Origin of the sequence: Candidatus Accumulibacter contiguus, assembly GCF_036625285.1 — a bacterium.
Lineage (GTDB): Bacteria > Pseudomonadota > Gammaproteobacteria > Burkholderiales > Rhodocyclaceae > Accumulibacter > Accumulibacter contiguus.
Genome location: NZ_JAZKUC010000001.1, coordinates 757,625 through 780,837 on the forward strand (window position 1 = coordinate 757,625; position 23,213 = coordinate 780,837).

The following is a 23,213-nucleotide window of genomic DNA, read 5'->3' on the forward strand; positions in this document are numbered from 1 at the left end:
GCGGATCGCCGAACTGCACCATTGCTTAATGTGAAAGTCGCGTATGCGACTCACGAATCTCCCCTCCCCCCTCGCGGGGGCGCAGGCGGGGTTTCGCGGAGCACCGCTCCGCGCCGCCGCAGCCGGCCCGCGATGCAGCGCGGGCCGTGGAAGGGGTCGGGGGAGAGGGAAACGGTCATGACTTTCATGATCGGGGGTGCCTGGAAAAGTCATGACCGTTAGCGGTAGTCCATTCCCATCGCCTGACGCACGTCGCGCATCGTTTCTCGCGCGAGATGACGCGCCTTGCTGTTGCCGTCGGCAATGATCGATCGCACCAGTTGCGGATCGTCCAGAAAAGGTTGCGCACGCTCGCGCATCGGTGCCTGCTCGCGCAAGATGGCGTCGATGACCGGCTGCTTGCAGTCCAGGCAACCGATGCCGGCGCTGCGGCAACCTTGCTGCACCCAGGCCTGACAGGCCGCGTCCGAATACACCTGATGCAATTGCCAGACCGGACATTTGTCCGGATCACCGGCATCGGTACGGCGAATCCGCGCCGGGTCGGTCGGCATGCGCCGGATTTTCTGCGTCACCGAGGTGGCGTCCTCGCGCAGCGTGATCGTGTTGCCGTAGGATTTCGACATCTTCTGGCCATCGATCCCAGGCATCCGCGAGGCCTCGGTCAGCAGCGCACCCGGCTCGACGAGAATCATCTTGCCGGTGCCTTCGAGGTAGCCACGGAGGCGCTCGCGGTCGGCGTGCGAAAGGTCATGAACCTCGTCCAGCAGCGCGTGTGCCTGCTCGATCGCCGCCTGCTCGCCCTGCTGCTGGAAACGCGTGCGCAATTCTTCATAACGGCGCGCCCGCTTCGACCCGAGCTTCCTGACCGCCTCCCTGGCCTTGTCCGCGAAACCCGGTTCGCGTCCATAGAGATGATTGAAGCGGCGCGCCACCTCACGCGAAAACTCGATGTGCGGCACCTGATCCTCGCCCACCGGCACCTTGTCGGCCCGGTAGATCAGGATGTCGGCCGACTGCAGCAAGGGATAGCCGAGAAAGCCGTAGGTCGACAGATCCTTGTTCTCGAGTTTTTCCTGCTGATCCTTGTAGGTCGGCACGCGCTCCAGCCAGCCCAGCGGCGCCATCATCGACAGCAGCAGATGCAGTTCGGCATGTTCGGGCACCTGCGACTGGATGAACAGGGTCGCCCGTGCCGGGTCAACACCGGCTGCCAGCCAGTCGATGACCATCTCCCAGGTAGCATCGACGATGCCCTGCGGGTCGTCATACTGGGTGGTCAAGGCGTGCCAGTCGGCAACGAAGAAGAGACAGGGATACTCATATTGCAGCCGCACCCAGTTCTTCAGCACGCCGTGGTAGTGGCCGAGATGCAGGCTGCCGGTCGGGCGCATCCCGGAGAGGACTCGTTCTGCGTACATGTTCTGTCTTTGGCGGTTCAGGAGGGTAATTGAAAAAGGATCTCGATCAGTGCTTCAAGCACTCGCATCACCGGTGTCAGAAGCGAACTCAGAACACCGGTGAACAGCAGCAACAACATGATCGGAAAGCCGAAGCGTTCGACTTGCGCAAAGCGCCAGGCGGCTTCTGGCGGCAGCAGGCTGACGGCAATCCGCCCGCCATCCAGTGGTGGCAGTGGAAACAGGTTGAGTACCATCAGCGCGATGTTCACCCCCATTCCGTAATGAGCCATGACCTGCATCGGCAAACTGAAAAAACTGTGCGTCTGCAGCAAGGCCAGCTTCATCAGCGCCGCCCAGAACAGCAGCATTGCGAGATTGGCCGCCGGGCCAGCTGCGGCCACCCACAACATGTCACGCTTCGGGTGATGCAGACGCCCGAAATTCACCGGTACCGGTTTTGCCCAGCCGAACAGAATGCCTCCCGTCGACAGCAGCAGGATGATCGCCGGCACCAGGATCGTCCCTACCGGATCGATATGCTTGAGCGGATTGGCCGTGATCCGCCCGGCCTGCCAGGCCGTCGGATCACCGAAATGGCGGGCTACATAACCATGGGCAGCTTCGTGCAGGGTGATCGCGAGGATTACCGGCAACGCAGCCAGGATGAAAACAGTGGGGTCCATGCCTCGTTCCTCAGTCCAAACCCACCGGCGCCAGCGCGCCGAGCCCGGCGCGCACCAGCAGCGGCAGCGCACCGGTCAGATCAACCACGGTCGTCGGCTCGATCCCGCAATAGCCACCGTCGAGGATCAATTCGATCTGGCTGTCGAGCCGTTCACGGATTTCCCAGCCTTCGGTCAGTGGATCTTCATCACCGGCGACGATCAGGGTCGAAGTCAGCAATGGCTCGCCAAGCGCTTCGAGCAAGGCCAGCGTGACCGTATGCGCCGGAATGCGCAGCCCGATGGTCTTGCGCCTGGGGTGCAGGACGCGCCGTGGCAATTCGCGGGTTCCCTCGAGAATGAAGGTATAGCTGCCCGGCGTCGTCGCCCTGAGCAAGCGGTAGCGGGCATTGTCGACACGCGCGAACTGACCGATCTGCGACAGATCGCGGCACATCAGTGTCAGGTGGTGACGGTCATCGACACCACGCAGACTGCGAATTCGTTCGACTGCGGCCTTGTCGCCGAGATGGCAACCGAGGGCGTAACTCGAGTCTGTCGGCAGTGCGATGACGCCACCCTGACGGACGACTTCGGCGGCCTTCTGCAGCAGCCTTGCCTGCGGATTATCGGGATGAATCGTGATGTACTGAGCCATGATGCCTTCCGGTCGCTCAGAACATCTGCCAGACGGGTTTCAGCCCATCCGGCAGTGGTGCCAGTTTGCCCAGATCGACATAACTCTCGCCCGGCCCGTGAAAATCGGAGCCGCGCGACGCCAGAAAATCGTACTCCCTGGCCAGGCGCCCGAAAACCTCCACATGCTCCTGCGTATGACTCCCCGACATGACCTCGATCGCCTGCCCGCCCAAGGCCTTGAAGTCGCCGAGAAAGCGCCGCATCTCGGCGCGCGACAGCTTGTAGCGCCCAGGGTGCGCCACCGCTGCAATCCCGCCGGCGCCAAGAATCCAGCGCACCGCATCGGCCAGCGTCGCCCAGCGATGATCGACATAACCCGGCCGACCAGGAACCAGGTACGACTCGAAGACGCTGCGCAGGTCCTTGCAGACGCCATTTTCAACGAGATAGCCACCAAAATGCGCGCGACTGACCAGGCTCGGGTTGGCCGCATAACGCATCGCGCCTTCGAAAGCACCAGCGATGCCGACCTTCTCGAGCGCCGCCGACATGCGCCGCGCACGCTCGATCCGGCCCGAGCGAATCGTCGCCAGACCGTCGTTCAATACCGGATCGGCGCTGTCGAAAGCGAAACCCAGGATATGAATCTGCAGCGTCTCCCACTCGATCGAGATCTCGACGCCGTTGACGAAGGCCATCCCCAGTTCTTCCGCCGCTGCCCGCGCCGGCGATAGGCCATCGAGGTCATCGTGGTCGGTGAGCGCCAGCATGTCCACACCATTCGCCGCTGCTCGACGGACCAGGTCGTCCGCAGAAAGGAGACCGTCCGAGCAGGTGGAATGACAATGGAGATCGCAGTTGAGCACGTGGATAGGCCAGTAGGGGCGGCCGGAAATCGGCAACTGCACATGATAACACAGGCAAAGGCCTGCACCCGGTCACTTGCGCCGCTCATGCAGCCCTGAATATGGCGCGTTGCCGAAGGAGCAACGAACGCCCGGTCGTAAGCGCCCTTCTGATCACTAATAGGACGGTCGCCAGCCTCCAGGATCCTTCGCCTTTTTCGCTGCCGATGGCGCAGCGTCCGGGGTCGCCAGGGCAGCGCCGGCAGCGTAGTCGGCCAGCTCGATCCGCTCGCCTCCGACCACCGCTCCGCCCTTGCGAACCAGATTTTCCATCGCCAGAAAGCCGCGCATCCTCTCGGGAGCGACCCAGGCCGTGCGGTCGAGCTGAACGCCGCTGCCCAGGTCGACGCCGCGGGCTTCGATGCGGTAACTGTCGAAAGTTCCGGCAGGCAAGGTGATCCGCTCGCGTGCGGCGACACGCAACTCGAAGCGCACATTGACCTTCGTGCCATCCGCCCGGGTGACGATGAACTGTGCCGGCCAGCGCTTGCCGAGCGCGTAGTCGTTGATGAAGAACTGGTAGGGTGTCCAGCTTGTGCCGTCAGGAGCGCGGACATTGTTGCCGAACAGGTCGCTCACCTTGCTGCCGTCGTTGTACAACACCTCGTCGCCGGCGATCCTGAGAACGGTATCCGTGCTGCGTGCGGTTTCGGTCTGGCTGACGAGATCGACGGTGCGATACGTGTAACGCTCGCCGGGGCGGAACGAAACCACCTTGCCGCTGTAGGAAGCGGCCTTGCCGTCGGCAGCGCCCGGCACGCACATTTCCGGCCCGAGCGGCGGCGGTGGCGCTGCCTGGACAGGCTTTTCGCCGCGCTCGCGCAGGACCGCGTCGAGTCGATGCTGCGCAAGCTCGGCAAACTTGCCACTCGGCCGCTGCCGGATGAAGGCCTCCAGTGGCTCGGGATCTTTCGCTTCGCGCAGGCTGTTCCAGGTCGCCAGATCGGCTTCGAACTCCTTCTGCTCGCGGCTCAGGTCGCGACCGCTGCCAGCGACGAAGGCGAAATCACCTTCCAGCGAGGTGCTCTCCCAGGGAATCTGCGCGCCCTCGGAAGCCCGTCGCACCGCCAGCCGCACGCGCTTGAAGACGTCTTCGACCGGTGCGCCCGGCACTTTCATTTCCTTCAGCAGATTCTCGGTGTACAGCCCATGCGCACCCTCCCCGTCGTCGGCGGTGTTGCCGGGTGCGGTGGCGTAGGCCAGCAGCGTGCCGGGCGGCGCGTCGAGCTGCGAGAGACCCCGGTCGTCGGTGCGGAAAGGCTTCCCACTTAAGCCGGGACAATCTCTAACTTCAATGGGTTATGCACAACCCGGTGGCGGGACTTCCTCGGTAAGGGAAGTTCCCCCATCTGGTTGAGCAGCCAATCGAAAAGATCAGGGAAAGAGGTGCTAAACAGACGTTCGGCTGCGATAGTGCCGTCACTACGTCTCACCCCATAGTTGTGGATAACCGTTAGCGCAGCCAGGCGGCATTTCGTCAGACCTCGCCCGTTATGATACAACTGGGACAAGCGGCCATTGCGCCCTTCGACGGCGGAGGAGCTGCGATGGAACTGTCGCACCATCCATTCCCCCCATTCTAGCCAGCGCTGCAACTCACTCTCGGAGAATCCCGAATGGAACGGGTCTGCTTTCCAGGCCTCTAATGCTCGCTGCCAAGCCTCCTGATACCGTTTCCGGTGAACCCTGTTTTGCGTTTTCCGCATTTGGTAGTGCCAATAGAGTACGGGCAACAGCTTGCTCGTCAGCCATTGCCGAGTCGCTTCATCCAGAGACCAGCCCAGCAGGATTTCTTCTACCCAAAGCCACCAAAAGCTGACGTGACTCGATAAGGCGCCGATCTGGGCACGGAACTTCTTCAGGGCGGAACGGGTATCCTGGATCCCTTGTTGCGCCGCCAGAGTTTCCAGGGCCTGTGCTCGCGTTTCCAGTCCTGCCACTACGCTCTCCGCCGTCGTGCGAGTATTCTCCTCCAGGGAGAAGGGATGGATTTCCTCGGCGATTCCCAGCAACTGCTTCTGGTACTCTTGCTGCGCCTGTTCCACTTGCGCGCGGGCTTCCCAGGCACAGGCCTGTTGTGCCGCCAAAGCCGCCTTTTCCTCGGTACTGGCTCCGCGCGACGGCTGATCAAGGGCCTTCTGGGCCAGTTCGCAGCACTGATCCGCCTTGGCTTTTCGACGTCCCAAGGCCGGTGACAACCAGCGACTGAGGCCATATTGCTCGTGGAACGTATCCGCGCCCGAGGTACACTCAAAGCCTGTGACCGCTAATTTGATCAGGGCCTTCGCCCGGTCACTGATGGCGTGGTTGACTTCGATACCCAGTGCTTCCAGGCGCGGGGTCACCTGGGCAAACCAGGTATCGAAACCCCGGTCCTTCTGAATCGACTCCAGCAATAGGTAGCCCGAGGACAAATCCATCAGCACCAAGATCAGAATCTCCCCAAAGAACGTCTCATCCGCGGCCACCACCGCTTGGCGTGTCCGCGTCGGTACCGAGGCTTCACACTGTTGCTGAAACAGGGGCAACAGCGCTTCCATCCGGCTGAGTTGGGTCTGCAAGGCGCTGGGAGACACCCCCACATGGGTATGAAGGCGGATCAATTGGAAGAAATCCGACAAGGCACCCGCCCCCACATGATGTTGCAGCCCGAACGTGTACAGCACAGCAAATACCAGCAATCTCAGCCATGCCTCCCCCTCTTCGGTTTCCCAAAACCCCGATTCAGGATGTCGGTTCCTACGGGCTTGCGCTTGCAGGTGGCGATGAACACTGCTTTTCGGGCGATGAATTAATTCCCCCACTGCACGCAGGCTTCGTTTTCCCTGGTCTGTAAGTGCGGCAAAAATGACGCGGCTGGTTGTCCGTATGGCTTGAGTCGTAGAGTTTTTTTGTCATAAAACTGATGATACAGGAGATGCGGCAACCAGTTCCCATCTCCTCAGCTCCCTTCATCCTCAGACTCTATCGGTAGCATGACTGTCCCGCTTTAAGTGGGAAGCCGTGCGGAAATCGCTGCCAAAGGGATTGTTGCGGCAGGCGTCGAGAATCACCAGATTGAGCGGATTGCGCGCACGCCCGAGACTTTCGAGCAAGAGGCCGACGTCGACGCCCTGCGCAGCAATATCCGACGGGCGGGTGATGCGTACATCCACCGGCAGCATGAAATTCCGCCAGTTGAGCTGGACACCATGGCCCGCGTAGTAGAAGACACCAACCGCCCGGTTGTCGCGCGCGAGCGCGTCGCCGAAGCCGCGGATGGCTTCCTGCAATTCGCGGCGCGGCGCGTCCACCTTCAGCGTCACGCGAAACCCCGCATCGCGCAGGCGTTCGGCGACCGCGCGCGCATCGCGCGCAGGGTTGACGAGCGGTGAGGCGACATAAGCGCCGTTGCCGATCACCAGGGCGATTCGTCCCGCTGCCGCTTCAGGCGCGACAGCCGAGGCGCTCAGAGGTGCAAGGAGCGCCAAACAGGTACAGAGTGCGGTGACTTTTTGGGCAGGGCGTGGTGGCTTCATGGAGTCTGCTTTCCTTACTATGAAAGTCGCGAGCGACTCTCGAATCTCCCCTCCCCCCTCGCGGGGGAGGGGTCGGGGGTGAGGGGAAACGGTCATGACTTTCATCATCGGGGGTGTCTTCTAAAGTCATGACCGTTTGGTTGATGGGCACACACATGGTCAAACGCTGTGGGACCGATTATGCCAGATGCCGCCCATCACCAACTTCCATTGCGCTCACGCCGATGGCAGACGATAGTCCTTGAACATCTCCCGCAGCTTCAGCTTGTGCAGTTTGCCGGTCGCGGTATGCGGCAGTTCGTCGACAAAGGCGACATCGTCCGGGATCCACCAGTTCGCCACCCTGCCCTGCAGGAACTCGAGCATCGCCTCGCGGGTCAGCGCCTGGCCTGGCCTCCTGACGATCACCAGCAGCGGCCTTTCCTGCCATTTGTCGTGCGCCGCGCCGATCACTGCCGCTTCGGCGACCGCCGGGTGTGCCACCGCGGCATTCTCGAGCGCGATCGACGAAATCCACTCGCCGCCGGACTTGATCACGTCCTTCGAACGGTCGGTGATCTGCAGGTAGCCATCGCTGTCGATGGTCGCGACGTCGCCGGTGTCGAAGAAACCATCGGCATCGACGATGCTGCCGCCCTCGTCCCGGTAATAGCCGCAGGTGATCCACGGACCGCGCACCAGCAGGTGGCCGGCGGCCTGGCCGTCCTGCGGCAGGCGCTTGCCCTGGTCGTCGACGATCTTCATCTCGACGCCATAGACCGCCCGCCCCTGCTTCTCCTGGATGTCCAGTCGCTGTCCAAGCGTGTAGCCCTCGTGCTTGGGCAGCAGATTGCAGACCGTTCCGACCGGTGACATCTCGGTCATTCCCCAGGCATGGACGACAAAAGCCCCGAAAGCGTTCGCGAAGGCTTCGCTCATCGTGCGCGGAGCCGATGAACCCCCAATCACGACGCGGCGCAGGCATAGTTCGTCCCTGGGCTTCAGGCCGGCGCCATCGACATACTGCAGGAGCATCAGCCAGACCGTGGGTACGCCGAGTGCCAGCGTCACCCGCTCGTCGCGCAGCAGTTCATAGACACTCTTGCCGTCGAGCGCCGGGCCGGGCATCACCAGCCGGGCGCCGCTCATGGCGCCGGCGTAGGGCATTCCCCAGGCATTGACGTGGAACATCGGGACCACCAGCAGGAGGGTTTCCGCCGCGCCGATGGCCAGGCCATCGGCCGCACAGGCGGCCCACGCGTGCAGCACCGACGAGCGATGCGAATAGAGAACGCCTTTCGGGTTGCCGGTGGTTCCGGAGGTATAGCACAGCGACGAGGCGGTGTGTTCGTCGAACTGCGGCCAGTCGTAGGCGTCGGACGCGGCGCCGAGCAGTTCCTCGTAGCAGAGCAGGCCGGGAATGTTGCATACCGGCAGGTGCGCCCGGTCGGTCATGACGACGAAACCGCGAACGCCGGGAACCGCTTTCGCCAGCTTTTCGACCAGTGGCACGAAACCGAGGTCGAAGAACAGGAACTGGTCTTCGGCATGCCTGACGATGTATTCGATCTGTTCCGGGAACAGGCGCGGGTTGATGGTGTGCAGAACCGCTCCCATCCCTGAAACGCCATAATACAACTCCATATGCCGGTAGCCATTCCACGCCAGGGTGGCAATCCGCTCGCCCGGTGCAACACCCAGCGCGGTCAGTGCGTTCGCCACCTGCCTGGAACGGCGGCTGATGTCGGCATAGGTACAACGATGCAGCGGCCCCTCGCTGGTACGCGAAACGATCTCTGCCTGTGGATGGCAACGTGCCGCGTGTTCGATCAGCGACGAAATCAACAGCGGCCGCTCCTGCATGAGTCCACTGAGCATGAGGTATTCTCCTTGTATCGGTCGAGGTTAATGTAAAAGTCGCGTCAGCGACTCACGAATCTCCCCTCCCCCCTCATGGGGGAGGGGTCGGGGGAGAGGGAAAGGTCATGACTTTCATGATCGGGGGTGCCTGGAAAAGTCATGACCGTCAAAGTGTTTGCAGCGCTGCGAGTAGTTGTTCAGTGTAGGCGCTGAAGCGATGGACATCATCGTGTGCTGCCGCCGGCAGTCGCAGCAGGCGCGCCTGCGGTGCGACGGACAACAGTTGTTCGCTATGCGTGACCGGAATCAGCCGATCCTGCTCGCCATGCACCAGCAGCAATGGAGCGCGCAACAGCGAGGCATCCTGGCAGGTCGCCAGCGGGTAACGCAACAACCAGGTCGGTAGCAGCGGATAATGCGAATGCATGAGCTGGGTCATGCTGCAATACGGCGAGACCAGGATCGTCAGGTCGGGCTGCACCTCTGCCGCCAGGCCCGCAGCCAGCCCGGTGCCGAGCGAGCGCCCGAAAATCACCTTGCGCTTGCCGGCGTATTGCGGGGCAACGGAATGCCAGGCGGCCAGCACGTCGGCGCGAAGCTGTGCCTCGCTCTCGATGCGGCCACTGCTCTTGCCGTAGCTGCGATAGTCGAACATGAACAGATCATAGTTGGCCTCCCGGTAGAATTCGACATTGCTGAACCAGGTCGCAAGATTGCCGTTGTTGCCATGCAGATAGAAAACCACTCCGCGTGGATTCGGCAGTTGCAAGTGCAGCGCCGAGAGCGTCGCGCCGGCGACCGGGATGTCGACCTCGTGCACCTCGGCAAGCGCAAAGCGGTACGTCGCCGGCAGCGGATCCGGTTGAAAGATCAGGGTTTCCTGGTAGCAGTAGATCCAGGCCAGCGCTGCCAGATAAGAACTGCCGGCCAATGCGGCGACGAGCGTCAGCGCGCGCCGCCACAGCGCGTTGATGTCGACGCCGATCTTGGCATTGCTGATGCTTCCCTCGTACATGTCAAGCGATCGGGCTGAAGCGATGGATCAGGGGAGGCTGCGCCAGCAGTTCGCCCGCCAGCGTGATTGCCTTGGCCACATGTGCGCTCGCCAGGTGAGCGTCAGCGACGGCCTGATCGGCCCACTGCTCGACGGTCACGAACTCGAGCGGATCATCCTGATTCTGGAACAGTTCGTAGCTCACGCAGCCGCTTTCCTGGCGGCTTGGGCCGAGCAAATCCTGCAATACCGATCGCAGTTCGTTCTCTCTACCGGAGCGGGCGGTAATTCGGGCCATGATTCTGATCATCGTCTCCTCCTTGTATGGGTCGTCTTGAGAAGAGGCAGCAGCAGCTCCTCACCTTTTCATGGGTCGCCGTCCACTCAGCCCAGCGGGGGCGGTCCGAGCGATTCAATGCGGTAGCCCTGCGGATAATCGGCTCGCGGAATCTGCGTGCGCAGTTTCGGACGCCGGCGGCGTGGCAGCCAGCGCAATACCCTGGCCCGCAAACGCAGCGCATGCTCGGCAGTCCATACCAGCCAGCGTGGTGCCGGCTGCAGACCAAAAGCGCTGAGCAGCGGCGGATCGAGCAGCGCGTGAATGCTGCTGCGAACGAGCGGGCGAAAAACGCCGGGAAACCAGCCGGCGAAGAGTTCGCGTGTTGCCAGCGCCACCTGCTGATTGGCACTGCTGAAGCGGAAGTTTGCCGCTTCGTAGGCGCGGCTGGCACGCTCGAAGTCGCCCAGACTGTCGGGCAGATCGCGGATCAACATCCGTTCGCCGAGGTTCCGCCAGAACCAGAACCATGCCTGTTGCTCGAATTCGGTCATGCGCCGCCAGCCGAAGCGTTGATTCCAGCGAATCGGCTCGAAGACGAAGGTCGACAGCACGTACAGGAAATCTTCGTTGGCGATCCTGAAGCGCCCATGCAGGGCATTCATGCGCGCGATGGCGCTGGCACCGCGCGGGCTGTCGAAACCGTTTTCGATGATTTCACTGATGATCAGGTCGGTATCATCGTAGCGCTTCTCGGTGCGCTTTTCGAATTCGCCGGTGGCATGCAGCAGACCGCCGATGCGCGCCGACGCAAAGGTGCGGAACAACGCGAGTTCGAGCGAGCGTGTGGTATCCCAGGGGAAGAGCAGCGTCGCCAGATGGCGAACGATCTCCTGGCAATCGCGTCGCGGGTCAGGTGCCAAGCTGCCGTTCATCATTTCCCTTTCCGTCGTTCCTGTTCGTATTTCCTTGATACGCGCCACGTTGGCAATTGGATGCACATCGTTGCATGCCACCCTCGCCGGCCGGACCGGACCGGCTCAGCAAACGCCATAACCAGCCCTGCGCATCCTGGCCGGTCAGCACGTAGCCGAGGACATTCCGATTGTCGAGAATGAGGTTCTGCGCCAGTTTGGCGGCGCGCGTCCCGGCAAACAGCAAGTGGTCGCCGGGCTGCAGGAGCATCTCGTCTGCGGGTTGTTGGTGGTCACGACCGTCGCGCAGCAGCAGCAAAGGCACCAGCGGCAGTGTCTCTGCACGCGCCGCCGGGTCTTGGCGCAAGCGGCCAAGCGCCATCGGCTTCTGCTCCATCATCAGCCACTGGTGCACCGCCGGCGCCTCGGCGGCATTCAGCCTGACTCCCCAGACCAGCGGCACGCGCCCGCCACAAAGCGCTTCGAGTTGCCCGGCGACCGCCGCCGCACGCTCGTCCGGCCAGCAGCGAAGCAGACCGAAAAAGCGGCTCAGCAAGGGCGAGGTGATCAGCGCCAGGCATTCGCGAGCGACGATCTTCGACGGCACCATCATGAAATTGGCATTGTAAGCGTCGAACAGCACCTGATTGGCCACCCGGTTCTGGCGCAGGACGACGAACAGGTCCGGATTGAGCTCCTTGGCAGTCATCGCGATCGAGAGGTTATTGGTGTCTTGGTCGCTGCCGGCGACGATTCCAACCGCAGTTTCGATCCCTGCCCGGCGCAGCGGCTCGGCCTCTGTGCCCTGACCCACGATGTGATGGACGCTGCTCGACAAGTTCGGGTCGGGGTCGATCACCGTCAGGCTCACCCCCTGCCGCTCCAGATTGCGGACCACCGCCTGCCCGAAACGACCGTAGCCGCAGATCACCCAGTCGCCGGCCGGAGGATCGTGTCGTTCAGGGAGTTCCTGACCCGGCAGGCCGGTGAGCAGATCGACGAGACGGTACCAGTTCGGGGAATGGATTGCCTGTGCCAGATAGTCGGCGAATTTCTCGAAATGATTGACTACGTAATGCGTTCCGAACGACATCATGTTGGCCTCGATCGACGGGCTCGCGACACGCGCGACGACCATCAGGCGCGGATTGATCAGGCGACTGGCGATCGCCACCGCGAGATTCGCCGCATCGTCATCGGTGATCGCCAGCACGCCGCGACAACTGCGGTGCTTGAGGCCGGCCATCAGCAACTGTTGCGGCTGCGCCGCGTCGGCACAGAGGGCAAGGATGTCGGCAGAGAAGTCTTCGAGTTCGAGTTCCTGGATGCGCGCCTCACTGCGTTCGATGGTCACCACGCGGATGCCGTCGCGGTCGAGCGCGCGCGCAATCAGCAAGCCGGTCTCGCCGCAGCCACAGAGGATATAGAAGGGTTCGCCAAGCTGCCTGACCTGGCGAACGAATCGACCGGTCAGCAACACCTGCTGAAAACCCCGGTCCTGGATCAGCGCCAGCAGGCTGATGATCGAGTACGACCAGCCGATCACCGAGAGGAAGATCACCACCGTCACCCACATCCGCTGCGCTTCGGAAAACGCGCCGGGCAGCTCGCCGAAGCCGATCGTGCTGGCGGTGTAGCTGACGAAGTAGAAAGCGTGAAAGAAGCTCATCGGTGGCGCCGGCCGCCCTTCCGCGTCGATGCCGGGAATCAGCGTCAGGCCGAGCGTAGACAGCGCATAAATGACGATCAGCACGATCAGCGGCGCCCGCATCCGCCGCAAGGCGAGGAAGAAGACGCTGGCATTCATCGTGGGATGCAGTTCAGCGACGCAGCATCACGGTTTCGGCGATCAGCAGGATCACCGAGACGACATTGGCAAAGAGCGCGCCACCGCTCAGCGAAACCACGCTGATGGTGACGTCCGGCGACATGCCTTCGCCGGTGACATGCGCCGCGACGCCCCAGACGCAGGCCGCCGCCACCAGTTGCAGGTCGGCAACCAGGCTGGTCGACAGGTGCACCGCACCGATCTGCGTGCGATCACCGAATTTCAGGACCGTGGCAATCAGGTTGACGACGATTGCGGCGAACAGCTCGTAGATATGATGGTGCTTCGGTTGGTCGATGTCGCCGATGAAGAAACCGAAGTTCAGCGTTGCAGCCAGAACGATGAAGAAACCGAAAACCACTTTCTCGAGATTCATGACCCCATCCAGGCCGGCTGCCGTTGCGCCGATAGGTTTGAGATCACGGCGACCGCCGAGGCAGATGTCGCCGAGATCTGGGAATGAGACGGCCGCGGTCTGGCTGAACCTCAGCCGGCAATCACCGACAGCGCATCATGATATTCATAGTTCAAGTCTTCGGCAACCTCGCGGCAGGTGACCTTGCCGAAGGCGACGTTGAGACCATTGCGCAGGTGTTCGTTGTCCAGCAGTGCCTGCCGCCAGCCCTTGTCGGCGATCTGCAGCGCGAAAGGCAGGGTCGCGTTGTTGAGCGCGTAGGTCGAAGTGCGCGGTACGCCGCCCGGCATGTTGGCAACGCAGTAGTGCACGACATTGCCGACCATATAGGTCGGGTCGGCATGCGTCGTGGCCTTGGCCGTCTCGCAGCAACCGCCCTGGTCGATCGCGACATCGACGATCACCGAACCCGGCTTCATGGCGTCGACCATCTGGCGGGTGACCAGCTTGGGCGCTGCGGCACCGGGAATCAGTACGCCGCCGATCACCAGATCGGCACGCAACACATGCTGCTCGACGTTGTCCCGGTTGGAAAAGACGGTGATCACGCGTGCGCCGAGCAGGCGGTCCATGCGCCGCAGCACGTCGATGTTGCGGTCGATGACCACCACCTGGGCGCCGCTGCCGACGGCGACCTGTGCCGCATTCGAGCCGACGACACCGCCGCCGAGGATGACGATTCTGGCCGACGGGACCCCGGCGACGCCGCCGAGCAGGACGCCCATGCCACCGTGCGCCTTTTCGAGGCAGTAGGCGCCGGCCTGAACCGAAAGGCGGCCAGCGACTTCCGACATCGGCGCCAGCAATGGCAGACCGCCGCCGGGCTGGGTGACGGTTTCATAGGCGATGCAGACGGCACCGCCCTTGACCAGATCGGCACACTGCGCGGGATCGGGTGCGAGATGCAGGTAGGTGTAGAGAATCTGGCCCTCGCGCAGCATCGCGCGCTCGCCAGCCTGTGGCTCCTTGACCTTGACGATCATTTCGGCACGGGCAAAGATCTCCGCAGCGCTGGGCGCGATGAGCGCACCGGCTTTCTGGTAGACCTCGTCGGTGGCGCCAATGCCTTTGCCGGCGCCGGTTTCGACGGTCACCTGATGGCCATGGGCGACCATTTCCCGAACCGATGACGGGGTCAGGCCCACACGATATTCGTGGTTCTTGATTTCTCTGGGTACGCCGATGTGCATCTCTGTCTCCTTACCAGTGGTTGCGGGCTGCTCATCTTAATATGAAAGTCGCGTCAATGACTCACGAATCCTGCCCTCCCCTTCGCGGAGGCGAAGGCGGGGTTTCGCGGAGCACTGCTCCGCGCCGCCGCAACCGGCCCGCGATGCATACTTCGGCTAACACTTTCGTTCGCACCCTCGTCCGCTTGCGTATACACTGTCAGGGTGCTGCTCGAGGCAGCCGCCCCTGCACCCTCCCTGGCGGCGCTCCCGACATGCCGATCGTTTTCCGAGAGCCATGATTCTTGCCAGACTCCCTTTCTCCTTTGCTGACGGTTCGAGCGCATGATCGCGAACGCCGGCGACAGTGCCGATCAAACACCATCACCCAGAGCCAGGAGCCGGACCTTGCCGCCGGCGGCAGCGGGCATTGCTGCTGAACTGACCGGTTTTCGGCGCGAGATGCTGCGCTTTGCGGTGCTGCAGTTGCGTGACCAGGCCAGCGCCGAGGATGCGGTGCAGGAAGCCATGCTCGCCGCCTTGCAGGGGGCCGACCGTTTCGGTGAGCGGGCCAAGCTCAGAACCTGGGTCTTTTCGATTCTCAAGAACAAGATCGTCGACATCATCCGGCGACGCATTCGCGAGCCGAGCTACCAGGAGCCCGAAGAAGAGATCGATGAAAGCGATTTCGACCCGCTGTTCACCGCCAACGGCCACTGGCAACGCGATGCCCGCCCTGCGGACTGGGGAGACCCGGAAAAATGCTTTGAGAACCAGCGTTTCTGGGCGGTCTTCGATAGCTGCCTGAACCACCTGCCGGCAGCGACTGCGCGTGTCTTCATGATGCGCGAGATGCTTGGCCTGGAGACCGGGGAGATTTGCGAGGAACTGTCGATGAGCAGCAACAACTGCTGGGTGATTCTGCACCGGGCACGCATGGGGCTGCGCTTGTGCCTCGAGCAAAAATGGTTCGCGAACGGAGATCGGGCCTGCTGATGAACTGCAAGGAAGCCATCCGGCTGATGTCGGAAGAAATGGACCGCGATCTCGCCGGCAGCGATCGCTTTGCACTGCGGCTGCACAAGCTGATCTGTGTCGGCTGCCGCAACTACCACAAGCAACTGACCTTCCTCCGGCAGGCGTGTCAGCAACCGCTGGCTGCCGACGATATCACCCCGCCACCGCCGATCTGAAACACCCGTTTCTGCAACAGTGTTGCATTTGGCGGCCGAACGCGGCAAGATTCGCGCTTCGCCACCGCCCTCGACCAGCCACTATTCCTGCCGGCACGATTCCCTGATGTCCATTCCCACCCATTCCACTCCCTTGGCTAGCATCCCGAAACTCGATCCGGTGCTCTGCAGCAGCGCCGCGACACGCCTGTTGTGGGCCATCGCTGCGCTGCTGCTGCTGTGGATGACCGTTTTCTGGGCACTCGATTGAACGCTGCCCGACCGCTTTACCCACTCTCGCCACGACCCGCCGAAGTGCAGATCTGCTTTGACAACCTGACGCTCGGCTACAACCGGCATCCAGCCGTGCACCACCTGCGCGGCGAAGTCGCTGCCGGCAGTCTGCTGGCCATCGTCGGCCCCAACGGTGCCGGCAAGTCAACGCTGCTCAAGGGTATCGCCGGCGAACTGCGACCTCTGCAGGGGCGGATCGACCGGAACGGCCTGCAGCGCCGGCAGATCGCCTACCTGACGCAACAGGCGACGCTCGATACGAGCTTCCCGATCATTGTTCATGACTTCGTGGCGATGGGTTTGTGGCGCGAAATCGGCGCTTTTTCCGGCCTCGACCGCGCGCGCCGCGCACGCATCGAAACGGCGATCGCCAGTGTCGGTCTGAGCGGACTCGAAGGGCGCCCGATTGGCTCGCTCTCTGGCGGCCAGTTGCAACGCGCGCTGTTTGCCAGGGTACTGCTCCAGGATGCGCCGCTGGTGCTGCTCGACGAACCCTACGGAGCGATCGACGCGGCCAGCGTGCGTGACCTGGCGGCGCTGGTGCGCCACTGGCACAGCGAGGGAAGAACGGTGATCGCCGTCCTGCACGATCTCGAACATGTTCGCCAGGAGTACCCGGAAACGCTGTTGCTGGCGCGTGAAGTCGTCGCGCGTGGCGACACCGTGAGCGTGCTCAGCGAAGCCAACCTCTTGCGCGCTCGCCAGCTCGCCGAAGGCCGCGGCGAAGAGGCACACGCCGCGATCTGTCACAGCGATCGGCTTGGTGCATGACCGAAACGCTCTCGTCGTTGCCACTGTTCTCGCCGTTCATCGAGTTCGGCTTCATGCGCCGGGCGCTGGCGGGTTGCCTGGCGCTGTCGCTCGGCGCGACGCCGGTTGGCGTCTTCCTGATGTTGCGCCGCATGAGTCTGGCCGGTGATGCGATGTCGCACGCGATCCTGCCGGGTGCCGCCATCGGTTACCTGATCGCCGGCCTGTCGCTACCGGCGATGACCCTCGGCGGCCTGGTCGCCGGTCTGGCAGTGGCGGTGCTGGCCGGCGGCGTGGCGCGCAATACGGTGATCAAGGAGGATGCCAGCCTGGCGACCTTCTACCTGCTCTCGCTTTCCGCCGGTGTGCTGATCATCTCGCTGCGCGGCAGCAGCGTCGATCTGCTGCATGTCCTCTTCGGCAGCGTGCTCGCGCTTGACGATGCAGCACTGTTCCTGCTCGCCGGTTTCGCTACGCTATCGGTGGTCGTGCTCGCAATCGGGCTGCGCCTGTTCGCACTCGAAGGCTGTGATCCGGCTTTCCTGGCGCGCATCAGCCGCCTCGCACCGCTTGCCCACTACGGTTTCATGATCCTGCTGGTGCTCAACTTGGTAGCTGGATTTCATGCGCTGGGTACGCTGATGGCGGTGGGAATCATGATTCTGCCAGCGGCCGCGGCACGCCTGTGGGTGTGCACGCTCGGCCCACTGCTGCTGATCGCCGTACTGGCCGCTTTTTTCGGGTCGCTGATCGGCCTGCTGCTGTCGTATTACGCCAATCTGCCGGCCGGGCCGGCCATCGTGCTGACGCTCGGCGCCATCTACCTGCTGTCGATGGTGGTCGGACCACTCGGGCCGCTGGCCAGCCACTGGCGGCCGGATTGGCATTTCGAACGCTGAACCCTGATGAGGAATCCGATGCGCGAAGCCATTCTGAGCATGCCGTACCGACTCGCCGTGATCTTACTGCTGAGTATCTCCAGCCTTGTACTGAACAGCCGGGCAGCGGCCGCCGAAGCGCTGCCGGTGGTCGTCAGCTTCAGCATCCTCGCTGATCTGACACAGCGGATCGGAGGTGACCGCGTGCAGGTGCACAGCCTGGTCGGACCCGGCGCCGATGCGCATGTCTATCAACCGACGCCTGCCGACGCCAGGACACTTTCCCGGGCCCGGCTGGTGATCGTCAATGGGCTCGGTTTCGAAGGCTGGATCGATCGCCTGATCCAGTCATCCGGCTATCGCGGCACGCTGCTCGTCGCCAGCCAGGGGATCAACGCACTGCGCCAGCCATCGGCGCATGCCGGCAAGCAGGTGGACCATCACCAGCATACCGGTGGCCTCGACCCGCATGCCTGGCAGGATCTCGCCAACGCTCGCCGCTACGTCGCCAACATCAGCGCAGCACTCGGCGATGCAGACCCGCCAAACCGCAGCATCTATCAGGCCAACGCAGCCCGCCTGGAGCAGGCGATGGCGACTCTCGACGGCGAAATCCGCGCCACCTTCAGTGCCCTGCCGGCCGACAGGCGCAAAGTCGTCAGCTCACACGACGCTTTCGCCTACTTCGGCCGCGCCTACGGGATCCACTTCATCGCCCCGGTCGGCGTCAGCACCGATGCCGAGCCGTCGGCCGGCGAGGTCGGCGCGATCATCCGGCAGATCCGCAAGGAAAAGATCAAGGCGATGTTCATCGAAAACATCGCCGACCCGCGCCTGCTCGAACGCATCAGCCATGAATCGGGTGCGCGCATCGGCGGCACGCTGTACTCCGACTCGCTGGCGAAACCCGGCAGCACGGCCGACAGCTATCTCGGCATGATGCGGCAGAACGCCAAGACGCTGGCGGCGGCACTGGCTGACTGAGTGCCTGGAAGGAAACCATGAATCGAATCGAGCCGGAAATCATCAAACGGCACGAATTCCTCTCGGGAATCCGAGATACGCTGCCGCTGCTGCTCGGGGCGCTGCCGTTCGGGCTGATTTACGGCGCCATCGCTGCCACCTCGGGTCTGTCGATGACGGCGGCAATCCTGATGTCGGCGCTGGTTTTCGCCGGTTCGTCGCAGTTCATCGCCGTCGGGCTGGTCGCCGCCCAGACTCCGGTCGCGATCATCGTGCTGACGACGCTGATCGTCAATCTGCGCCACATGCTCTACAGCGCCACCCTCCTCCCGTATCTCAAGGATCTGCCGCAACGATGGCGAATTCCGCTGGCGTTCTGGCTGACCGACGAAACCTTCGCGGTGACCGTGCACCGCTTCCAGAGGAGCGATTCTTCGCCTTGCAAGCACTGGTACCAGCTCGGCTCGTCGATCGCCATGTATCTCAACTGGCAATTCTGGTGCTTTCTCGGCCTGGTGCTCGGCAACCGCATTCCCGACGCCCAGAGCTGGGGACTCGATGTGGCGATGCCGGTGACCTTCATCGGAATGATCATCCCTTTTGTCAAAACCATTCCGGTCCTGGTCTCGTTCTCACGGCCGGGGCGGCGTCGCTGCTCACGCTGGCGATGCCCTACAAGCTCGGGATCGTCGTTTCCGCTTTCGCCGGCATCGCCTCGGGCCTGCTGGCGCAGCGCATCATCGACGCGCGCCGGGAGGAGCAGCGGCGATGAGCAGCGCTGAAGTCTGGATGCTTGTCGGGATGGGGATCGTGACCTTCGGCATCCGCTATTTTCTGTTCGCGGTGGCGGACCGGATTCGCCTGGCGCCGTGGCTCGAAGTCTCGCTCAAGTTCATCCCGCCGGCGGTGCTGACGGCGATCACCGTACCCGCCGTCTTGTTGCCGAACGACGAGTGGCAGGTTTCGTTTGCCAATCCCTACCTGGTCGCCGCGCTGCTCAGCCTGGCTGCCGGAATTCTCACGCGCAATCTGTTGGCGACGATAGCCATCGGCCTTGCGGCGTTCTTTGTGCATCGATTCTTCCTCTAGCTCGGGAAGAACCGGCTGCAAATCGCGCACATCACTGCCCGATCAGGCCGCGTGCTACTGCCCCTCGCCCGCCCGCTTGCGCAGCATCTCGATGATCATTGACGCGGTCTGCTCGATCGAGCGATGGCTGGCATCGATGATCGGCCAGCCGCGCCGGATGAACAGGCGACGCGCTTCGAGCACTTCCTTGCGCAGGCCATCGTAATCGGCGTAATCGGTATTGGCGTCGTCCTGCAGCGCCGTCAGGCGGGCTGCGCGGACCATCGCCAGCCGCACCGGATCGACGGTCAGCCCGACGATCAGCGGCTTGCTTGCACGTAAGAGCGCGAGCGGTGGCGGCGCTCCCGGCACCAGCGGCACATTGGCGGCCTTGATGCCGCGCGAGGCGAGATACATGCAGGTCGGCGTCTTGGTCGCCCGCGAAACCCCGACGATGATCACGTCGGCACCCTCGAGATCATCGCTGCCGATGCCGTCGTCGTGGGCCAGGGTGTACTTCATGGCCTCGACGCGACGGTAGTAGTCCTCGTCAAAGGCGTCGCCCGAACTGTTGTGGAACTGCACCGTGGCGCCGGAGTACTCGGCGAGCCGGCCGATCAGCGGTTCGAGGGCAAACTGGCAAGGGATGTCGAGCCGGTGACAGCCCTCCTCGAGTGCCGCGCGGACATCGCTGTGGCTGATGCTGTGCAGGACATAGCCCGGCGAACTCGCGAGTACGCCGAGGATCTCGGGAACCTGGTCGAGGCGGCGGACCATCTTCCACAGCCGGCGTTTCACCTCGAGTCCATCGAGCTGGTTGACGGCGTTGCGCGCCAGCATCTCGACCAGCTCGCCCGAGGCATGCGAGACGAGATGCAGGACGATGGTCCTGGTCTGCGCCGCCTTCGCCTTGTCCTTTCCCTTCTCCTTCGCCATCACGCCGCCCTCTCAGCGGTGGTAGCCGCCGTCGAGGCGCAGCACGCTGCCGTTGATCATGACATTCTTGAGGACATGCAAAACCAGCATCGCGAACTCGGCAGGGTCGCCGAAGCGGTGTGGAAACGGGATCTGCCTCGCCAGCCGCGAGTCGAGGTTCTTTTCCATATCGAACAGGGTCTGCGTGCCGAACAGACCAGGCGCGATGCCGACGACGCGGATACCCAGGGGACCGAGTTCGCGGGCCGCCGGCAGGATCATGCTGACGACGCCGCCCTTCGAGGCGGCGTACGCGGCCTCGCCGCTCTGTCCTTCGTAGGCCGAGACCGACGCCGTCGACAGGATGACGCCGCGCTCGCCGTTGGCCAGCGGCTGCAGGCCCGCCATGTCGGCGGCGGCGAGCCGCATCATGTTGAAGGTCGAAATCAGGTTAACCTCGACGAGCTGGCGGAAATCCTCCAGCGGCATCGGCCCATCGGCGCCGACGATCGGCTTGCAGTGGCCGCGGCCGACGCAGTGCACCAGCACGCGCGCCGCGCCATGCGCCGCGCGCGCCATGGCGATCGCCTTTTCCGCCGACAGCGCATCGGCGACGTCACAGGGAATGGCATAGCGCGCCAATCTCGTCGGCAAGTTTCTGGACGCCATCGGCGTCGATGTCGATCACCGTCACCTTGGCACCCGCCTCGGTGAGATAGCGCGCCGTTTCGGCACCCAGGCCCGATGCCGCTCCGGTGACTACCGCCGGACATGCCCACAGATCCATCACACGCTCCCAAGTTCTGCCGGCCTGTCGACCCGGCGCCAGTGCGCATTATCGGGCGATGCGTGCCGGTACGCAAACGGCTCGTCGCGCGCGCGTGTGGGCGGAGCCGCGGACAGGACGGTCGTCGTTCGCCTGGCGGTACCAGGCGGATGCAGCGACGCTCCGTCATCAATCCGTCACAAATCTGTCACATAATCTCGGTGTCGTTTCGATCAATTCTAGTCACGGAGACTTCCCATGAAGCGCGATCTGTCAGACTCAGCTGCAACTTCGTTTTTTCCCGCAGTCGCTTTTGCTGCTGCCCTGGCTTTCAGTCCGCTGGCCATTGGCGCTGCACCTGTGGTCAGGATCGACGGTTCGAGCACGGTCTATCCGATCACCGAGGCGGTTGCCCAGGATTTCCAGCGGGCCAAACTGCACGAGGTGCACGTCAATATCGGCGTTTCCGGAACCAGCGCCGGTTTCGCGAAGTTCTGCCGCGGCGAGACCGACGTCTCGAACGCCTCGAGGCCGATCCTGAAGAAGGAAATGGACGAATGCGCCAAAGCCGGCGTCCGCTTCTACGAAATGCCAATAGCCTACGATGCGCTGACCGTGGTGGTCAATCCGCAGAATACTTTCGTCAACAGTCTGAGCGTCGCCGAGCTGAGAAAACTCTGGGAACCGGGCGCGAAGGGTCGGATCAACACCTGGAAGGATCTCAACCCGGCATGGCCGGCCCAGAAGATCAATCTCTATGCCCCAGGCGCCGATTCGGGAACTTTTGAATCCTTCACCGAAGTCGTCGTTGGCGCCTCCAAGTCCAGCCGCAGCGACGTCAACACCGCCGAAGACCACGCCGTGCTGGCGCAGCGGATCGCCGACGACAAGGACGCACTGGGCTATCTGAGCCTCGACTACTACGTCGAAAACGAGAAGAAGCTGAAGGCTGTGGCGATCAGTGACGGCAAGGATGCCGTCCTGCCGACGGTCGCCAACATTCGCAACGGCAGCTATCAGCCGCTGTCGCGTCCAGTCTTCCTCTATGTCAATGAAAAATCGCTCGAAAAACCCGCGGTCAAGGATTTCATCGACTTCTGCATGAAGAATGCTGCCCGTCTGGTCGTGGAAGCGAACTATCTGCCCCTGCCGGCACGGGCATATGGCGAGAACCTCGAACGGGTCACTGCCAGGAAAGTCGGCAGCGTCTATGGCGGCGAGAACAAGGCCCGCCCGCGGCCCGAGGACATGCGCAAGTTGCTCGAAGCTTTGATGCACGGTTCCTGAGCATCGCCACCACTCCGGAGCCTCCCTCCGGAGAAAACACCCTCCCGCGACGAGGCGCCGGACAGCCTTTGGCCAATCCAGCGCCCCCGTTGCCCCTTGAACCGCTTCTGTTGCATCCTGTCACGGAGATTTGAATGTCCGCATCAGCCACACTTCCCGGCGATGACCCGATTGCCGCCGCCGCACACGAACTCAAACTCAGAAGGCTCGCCGGAAAAACTGCCGAGAAGCCGACCCGGAAAAAAGGGAAACAAACCGCAAAAACGGTTCGCTGCAAGATACGCCTGACGAAAAGCGAATTCCTCGAACTCTCCAAGCTGAAAAAGCAACTGGCGCGCAAGGGCGTCTCCGCCAGCAAGGAAGAACTCGTTCGCGCCGGTCTGCTGCTGCTCGTCCATCTCGACCGCAGCGAGCTGAAGACTGCGATCCGCGACGTCATCGCTCCGGAACCTGCGACCGGAGAAAACGAATAGCTGGCAGCGCCGGGCGGCTCCGCACATTGCTCACACTGTTGCAAAGGATCCCACTCCGCCTCGCCCACACCGGCGAGGCGGAGT

The 23,213-nt window shown here is 63.0% G+C and carries 25 protein-coding genes and 2 pseudogenes; 11 read left to right on the forward strand and 16 right to left on the reverse strand.

Annotation, left to right across the window (positions count from 1 at the left end; translation table 11 throughout):
- Window positions 1-218: 218 nt before the first annotated feature.
- The 5 genes from V5B59_RS03640 to V5B59_RS03660 form a co-directional block, all read right to left on the reverse strand.
- The gene (locus V5B59_RS03640) at window positions 219-1,421 is read right to left on the reverse strand and encodes a tryptophan--tRNA ligase (RefSeq protein ID WP_169070971.1); all 1,203 of its coding nucleotides are present in this window, start codon (window positions 1,419-1,421) and stop codon (window positions 219-221) included.
- Between the two features lie 17 nt (window positions 1,422-1,438).
- The gene (locus tag V5B59_RS03645; RefSeq protein ID WP_169070970.1) at window positions 1,439-2,086 is read right to left on the reverse strand and encodes a site-2 protease family protein; all 648 of its coding nucleotides are present in this window, start codon (window positions 2,084-2,086) and stop codon (window positions 1,439-1,441) included.
- A gap of 10 nt (window positions 2,087-2,096) precedes the next feature.
- Window positions 2,097-2,723 carry an L-threonylcarbamoyladenylate synthase gene (locus V5B59_RS03650; RefSeq protein ID WP_169070969.1) on the reverse strand — a complete coding sequence of 209 codons (627 nt, stop codon included), beginning with the start codon at window positions 2,721-2,723 and terminating at the stop codon, window positions 2,097-2,099.
- Between the two features lie 16 nt (window positions 2,724-2,739).
- Window positions 2,740-3,576, reverse strand: a complete 837-nt coding sequence (locus V5B59_RS03655) for a 3',5'-nucleoside bisphosphate phosphatase (RefSeq protein WP_332352168.1) — start codon at window positions 3,574-3,576, stop codon at window positions 2,740-2,742.
- 150 nt (window positions 3,577-3,726) lie between these two features.
- A complete protein-coding gene (locus tag V5B59_RS03660; protein WP_332352169.1) occupies window positions 3,727-4,815 on the reverse strand; it encodes a caspase family protein in 1,089 nt (362 codons plus the stop codon).
- On the opposite strand from V5B59_RS03660, the gene V5B59_RS03665 reads away from it, so the two are divergent.
- On the forward strand, window positions 4,759-4,881 hold the full coding sequence (locus V5B59_RS03665) for a hypothetical protein (protein WP_332351596.1): 123 nt from the start codon (window positions 4,759-4,761) through the stop codon (window positions 4,879-4,881). The two genes, V5B59_RS03660 and V5B59_RS03665, sit on opposite strands and share 57 nt — an antisense overlap.
- Here V5B59_RS03665 and V5B59_RS03670 read toward each other — a convergent pair.
- The 9 genes from V5B59_RS03670 to ald all read right to left on the reverse strand — a co-directional run bounded on the left by V5B59_RS03670 (window position 4,878) and on the right by ald (window position 14,584).
- Window positions 4,878-6,413 carry a DUF6399 domain-containing protein gene (locus tag V5B59_RS03670; RefSeq protein WP_332351228.1) on the reverse strand — a complete coding sequence of 512 codons (1,536 nt, stop codon included), beginning with the start codon at window positions 6,411-6,413 and terminating at the stop codon, window positions 4,878-4,880. The genes V5B59_RS03665 and V5B59_RS03670 overlap by 4 nt on opposite strands.
- Window positions 6,414-6,566: 153 nt before the next feature.
- Window positions 6,567-7,127 (reverse strand): caspase family protein, encoded by a 561-nt coding sequence (locus tag V5B59_RS03675; RefSeq protein ID WP_332351597.1) that lies wholly within the window; start codon window positions 7,125-7,127, stop codon window positions 6,567-6,569.
- Between the two features lie 216 nt (window positions 7,128-7,343).
- On the reverse strand, window positions 7,344-8,984 hold the full coding sequence (locus tag V5B59_RS03680) for a 3-(methylthio)propionyl-CoA ligase (RefSeq protein ID WP_332351598.1): 1,641 nt from the start codon (window positions 8,982-8,984) through the stop codon (window positions 7,344-7,346).
- A 148-nt stretch (window positions 8,985-9,132) separates the two neighbouring features.
- Complete coding sequence (locus V5B59_RS03685) at window positions 9,133-9,981, reverse strand: alpha/beta hydrolase (RefSeq protein WP_169070967.1); 849 nt, start codon at window positions 9,979-9,981, stop codon at window positions 9,133-9,135.
- 1 nt (window position 9,982) lies between these two features.
- Window positions 9,983-10,270, reverse strand: a complete 288-nt coding sequence (locus tag V5B59_RS03690; protein ID WP_034919966.1) for a putative quinol monooxygenase — start codon at window positions 10,268-10,270, stop codon at window positions 9,983-9,985.
- A 74-nt stretch (window positions 10,271-10,344) separates the two neighbouring features.
- A complete protein-coding gene (locus V5B59_RS03695; protein ID WP_248594936.1) occupies window positions 10,345-11,175 on the reverse strand; it encodes an oxygenase MpaB family protein in 831 nt (276 codons plus the stop codon).
- Complete coding sequence (locus tag V5B59_RS03700; protein ID WP_169070966.1) at window positions 11,150-12,958, reverse strand: potassium channel family protein; 1,809 nt, start codon at window positions 12,956-12,958, stop codon at window positions 11,150-11,152. Before V5B59_RS03700 ends, V5B59_RS03695 begins: the two co-directional genes overlap by 26 nt.
- 13 nt (window positions 12,959-12,971) lie before the next feature.
- Window positions 12,972-13,355 carry a DUF6394 family protein gene (locus V5B59_RS03705; RefSeq protein ID WP_034919202.1) on the reverse strand — a complete coding sequence of 128 codons (384 nt, stop codon included), beginning with the start codon at window positions 13,353-13,355 and terminating at the stop codon, window positions 12,972-12,974.
- Window positions 13,356-13,465: 110 nt separating this feature from the next.
- A complete protein-coding gene (gene ald, locus V5B59_RS03710; protein WP_169070965.1) occupies window positions 13,466-14,584 on the reverse strand; it encodes an alanine dehydrogenase in 1,119 nt (372 codons plus the stop codon).
- Window positions 14,585-14,908: 324 nt separating this feature from the next.
- Here ald and V5B59_RS03715 point away from each other — a divergent pair, with 324 nt between their 5' ends.
- The 8 genes and pseudogenes from V5B59_RS03715 (at window position 14,909) to V5B59_RS03750 (ending at window position 19,709) form a co-directional block, all read left to right on the forward strand.
- On the forward strand, window positions 14,909-15,559 hold the full coding sequence (locus V5B59_RS03715; protein WP_169070964.1) for a sigma-70 family RNA polymerase sigma factor: 651 nt from the start codon (window positions 14,909-14,911) through the stop codon (window positions 15,557-15,559).
- The gene (locus V5B59_RS03720; protein WP_248594935.1) at window positions 15,559-15,756 is read left to right on the forward strand and encodes a zf-HC2 domain-containing protein; all 198 of its coding nucleotides are present in this window, start codon (window positions 15,559-15,561) and stop codon (window positions 15,754-15,756) included. Before V5B59_RS03715 ends, V5B59_RS03720 begins: the two co-directional genes overlap by 1 nt.
- A gap of 106 nt (window positions 15,757-15,862) precedes the next feature.
- The gene (locus tag V5B59_RS03725) at window positions 15,863-16,006 is read left to right on the forward strand and encodes a hypothetical protein (protein ID WP_169070963.1); all 144 of its coding nucleotides are present in this window, start codon (window positions 15,863-15,865) and stop codon (window positions 16,004-16,006) included.
- Window positions 16,003-16,800 carry a metal ABC transporter ATP-binding protein gene (locus tag V5B59_RS03730; protein ID WP_211203443.1) on the forward strand — a complete coding sequence of 266 codons (798 nt, stop codon included), beginning with the start codon at window positions 16,003-16,005 and terminating at the stop codon, window positions 16,798-16,800. The genes V5B59_RS03725 and V5B59_RS03730 overlap by 4 nt, the downstream gene beginning before the upstream one ends.
- Entirely contained in the window at window positions 16,797-17,678 is an 882-nt protein-coding gene (locus V5B59_RS03735) for a metal ABC transporter permease (protein ID WP_034914801.1), read from the forward strand. The genes V5B59_RS03730 and V5B59_RS03735 overlap by 4 nt, the downstream gene beginning before the upstream one ends.
- A gap of 18 nt (window positions 17,679-17,696) precedes the next feature.
- A complete protein-coding gene (locus V5B59_RS03740; RefSeq protein ID WP_211203442.1) occupies window positions 17,697-18,641 on the forward strand; it encodes a metal ABC transporter substrate-binding protein in 945 nt (314 codons plus the stop codon).
- A gap of 38 nt (window positions 18,642-18,679) precedes the next feature.
- Window positions 18,680-19,392 (forward strand): annotated as a pseudogene (locus V5B59_RS03745) (AzlC family ABC transporter permease).
- Complete coding sequence (locus tag V5B59_RS03750; RefSeq protein ID WP_169070962.1) at window positions 19,389-19,709, forward strand: AzlD domain-containing protein; 321 nt, start codon at window positions 19,389-19,391, stop codon at window positions 19,707-19,709. Before V5B59_RS03745 ends, V5B59_RS03750 begins: the two are co-directional and overlap by 4 nt.
- A 54-nt stretch (window positions 19,710-19,763) precedes the next feature.
- Here V5B59_RS03750 and V5B59_RS03755 read toward each other — a convergent pair whose 3' ends face one another.
- Together V5B59_RS03755 and V5B59_RS03760 are read right to left on the reverse strand one after the other, a co-directional pair.
- On the reverse strand, window positions 19,764-20,624 hold the full coding sequence (locus V5B59_RS03755; RefSeq protein ID WP_332351599.1) for a pyruvate, water dikinase regulatory protein: 861 nt from the start codon (window positions 20,622-20,624) through the stop codon (window positions 19,764-19,766).
- A 12-nt stretch (window positions 20,625-20,636) separates the two neighbouring features.
- A pseudogene (locus V5B59_RS03760) lies at window positions 20,637-21,390 on the reverse strand (SDR family oxidoreductase).
- A gap of 237 nt (window positions 21,391-21,627) precedes the next feature.
- On the opposite strand from V5B59_RS03760, the gene V5B59_RS03765 reads away from it, so the two are divergent.
- A complete protein-coding gene (locus tag V5B59_RS03765; RefSeq protein ID WP_169070960.1) occupies window positions 21,628-22,656 on the forward strand; it encodes a PstS family phosphate ABC transporter substrate-binding protein in 1,029 nt (342 codons plus the stop codon).
- Window positions 22,657-22,790: 134 nt separating this feature from the next.
- Complete coding sequence (locus V5B59_RS03770; protein ID WP_034909042.1) at window positions 22,791-23,129, forward strand: hypothetical protein; 339 nt, start codon at window positions 22,791-22,793, stop codon at window positions 23,127-23,129.
- The last annotated feature ends 84 nt before the right edge of the window (window positions 23,130-23,213 follow it).

Coding starts and splice junctions, on each gene's coding strand:
- V5B59_RS03750 (WP_169070962.1), top strand. CDS start 19,389: ATGAGCAGCGCTGAAGTCTGGATGCTTGTCGGGATGGGGATCGTGACC.
- V5B59_RS03765 (WP_169070960.1), top strand. CDS start 21,628: ATGAAGCGCGATCTGTCAGACTCAGCTGCAACTTCGTTTTTTCCCGCA.
- V5B59_RS03715 (WP_169070964.1), top strand. CDS start 14,909: ATGATCGCGAACGCCGGCGACAGTGCCGATCAAACACCATCACCCAGA.
- V5B59_RS03770 (WP_034909042.1), top strand. CDS start 22,791: ATGTCCGCATCAGCCACACTTCCCGGCGATGACCCGATTGCCGCCGCC.
- V5B59_RS03685 (WP_169070967.1), bottom strand. CDS start 9,981: ATGTACGAGGGAAGCATCAGCAATGCCAAGATCGGCGTCGACATCAAC.
- V5B59_RS03755 (WP_332351599.1), bottom strand. CDS start 20,624: ATGGCGAAGGAGAAGGGAAAGGACAAGGCGAAGGCGGCGCAGACCAGG.
- V5B59_RS03690 (WP_034919966.1), bottom strand. CDS start 10,270: ATGATCAGAATCATGGCCCGAATTACCGCCCGCTCCGGTAGAGAGAAC.
- V5B59_RS03665 (WP_332351596.1), top strand. CDS start 4,759: ATGCGCACCCTCCCCGTCGTCGGCGGTGTTGCCGGGTGCGGTGGCGTA.
- ald (WP_169070965.1), bottom strand. CDS start 14,584: ATGCACATCGGCGTACCCAGAGAAATCAAGAACCACGAATATCGTGTG.
- V5B59_RS03675 (WP_332351597.1), bottom strand. CDS start 7,127: ATGAAGCCACCACGCCCTGCCCAAAAAGTCACCGCACTCTGTACCTGT.
- V5B59_RS03650 (WP_169070969.1), bottom strand. CDS start 2,723: ATGGCTCAGTACATCACGATTCATCCCGATAATCCGCAGGCAAGGCTG.
- V5B59_RS03695 (WP_248594936.1), bottom strand. CDS start 11,175: ATGATGAACGGCAGCTTGGCACCTGACCCGCGACGCGATTGCCAGGAG.
- V5B59_RS03645 (WP_169070970.1), bottom strand. CDS start 2,086: ATGGACCCCACTGTTTTCATCCTGGCTGCGTTGCCGGTAATCCTCGCG.
- V5B59_RS03705 (WP_034919202.1), bottom strand. CDS start 13,355: ATGAATCTCGAGAAAGTGGTTTTCGGTTTCTTCATCGTTCTGGCTGCA.
- V5B59_RS03735 (WP_034914801.1), top strand. CDS start 16,797: ATGACCGAAACGCTCTCGTCGTTGCCACTGTTCTCGCCGTTCATCGAG.
- V5B59_RS03640 (WP_169070971.1), bottom strand. CDS start 1,421: ATGTACGCAGAACGAGTCCTCTCCGGGATGCGCCCGACCGGCAGCCTG.
- V5B59_RS03740 (WP_211203442.1), top strand. CDS start 17,697: ATGCGCGAAGCCATTCTGAGCATGCCGTACCGACTCGCCGTGATCTTA.
- V5B59_RS03680 (WP_332351598.1), bottom strand. CDS start 8,984: ATGCTCAGTGGACTCATGCAGGAGCGGCCGCTGTTGATTTCGTCGCTG.
- V5B59_RS03720 (WP_248594935.1), top strand. CDS start 15,559: ATGAACTGCAAGGAAGCCATCCGGCTGATGTCGGAAGAAATGGACCGC.
- V5B59_RS03725 (WP_169070963.1), top strand. CDS start 15,863: ATGTCCATTCCCACCCATTCCACTCCCTTGGCTAGCATCCCGAAACTC.
- V5B59_RS03700 (WP_169070966.1), bottom strand. CDS start 12,958: ATGAATGCCAGCGTCTTCTTCCTCGCCTTGCGGCGGATGCGGGCGCCG.